A 1,213-nucleotide genomic window follows, 5' to 3' on the forward strand; every position below is an offset into this window, starting at 1 on the left:
GCTCCTCGCTGCGGCTTCGCCACGGACTACGACAGCCGTGCTGCCGCCGAACTGGCCGCCTGGACCCACCGCTGCGCCGTCCGCTGAGGGAGCTCCCGTGACCGTCTCACTGCCCCTCGTCTTCGTCCTGGGCGTCATCACCTGGGCCGCGATCAAGTTCCTCGGCGTCCGGCTCTGGGTCGCCGTCGTGATCGCGCTCTTCGGCTTCTGGCTCTCGCACACCTTCCTCGCCCCCGCCATCGAGTCCGGTACCCGCTCCGGGGTCGACGTCGTCAACGGCACCCATAAGTGACAAGGAGATCCACCGTGTTCCGTCCCAAGCTGCCCGACATCCCGACTCTGCGGACACCGACCGTCACGCCTCAGCAGATGCAACCTCCGGCTGCCTCGGCCGGTCGTCCGGTCGCCCCGTACGTGGGCATCGGTGCCGGTGCGGTCGCCGCCGTGGTCGTCGTCGGGATCGTGCTCACCGCGCTCCTGGCGGCGGTCGCCGTCTCGGCCGTGTCCGTGGCCATCGCCGCCGTGGTTCTGCGTTCGCTCGTCAACGGCGCACACAAGCGCTGACCAGCCGCCGGGGCGGCAACAAGCCGCCAAGCATCCCGCCGCCCCGGGGCCGCCCCTCCCAACCGTCGGAACAGCCGAAAGGAACTCCCATCATCACCCGGCAGACTCCGCCTCCGCTGGCGGAACTCTCCATGCTGGCCTCCCTCGGCACCCTGCCCGAGCTGGGCCGCCAACTGTCCGGCCTGGGCGGCTGCACCCGCCCTGTACGCCTCGACGGCCACCGCACTGAATACGCGGTGGACCGGGCGACCGGCGAGATCGGCCGCGTCCTGCACCACCTGGACTCATCGGTCCTCCCGGCCGGTCAGCTCCTCGTCCGCTGCAACAACCGCCGCGCCACCCGGTGCGCGGCCTGCGCCGAGACCTACCGCCGCGACACCTACCACCTGATCACCGCCGGACTCCGCGGCGGCAAGGGCACCCCCGAACGGGTCGCCACGCACCCGCGCGTCTTCGCCACCTTCACCGCCCCTGGCTTCGGCCCGGTCCACAACCGCCCCTCCGGTGATCGCCCCTGCCGCTGCGGCATCCGCCACGACGACCAGGACCCGGCCCTCGGCACGCCCCTCGACCCGGACACCTACGACTACGAAGCGGCCGTGCTGTGGAACGCGCACGCCGGGGCCCTCTGGCAACGCTTCTCGATCTA

At 71.6% G+C, this 1,213-nt stretch carries 4 protein-coding genes; all 4 read left to right on the top strand.

Annotation, left to right across the window (positions count from 1 at the left end; translation table 11 throughout):
* Positions 1-87: mobile element transfer protein (locus ACFY5C_RS41760; protein ID WP_389455316.1), on the top strand; the 87-nt coding region annotated here is incomplete at its 5' end.
* A 10-nt stretch (positions 88-97) separates the two neighbouring features.
* Positions 98-292: a hypothetical protein gene (locus ACFY5C_RS41765; RefSeq protein ID WP_283286106.1), complete on the top strand. Its 195-nt coding sequence runs from the start codon at positions 98-100 to the stop codon at positions 290-292.
* A gap of 14 nt (positions 293-306) precedes the next feature.
* Positions 307-564 (top strand): SpdD protein, encoded by a 258-nt coding sequence (locus ACFY5C_RS41770; protein WP_381808409.1) that lies wholly within the window; start codon positions 307-309, stop codon positions 562-564.
* A 131-nt stretch (positions 565-695) separates the two neighbouring features.
* On the top strand, positions 696-1,213 hold a 518-nt coding region (locus ACFY5C_RS41775), incomplete at its 3' end, for a replication initiator (RefSeq protein ID WP_389455314.1).

Origin of the sequence: Streptomyces sp. NPDC012935, from assembly GCF_042900345.1 — a bacterium.
Classification (GTDB): domain Bacteria; phylum Actinomycetota; class Actinomycetes; order Streptomycetales; family Streptomycetaceae; genus Streptomyces.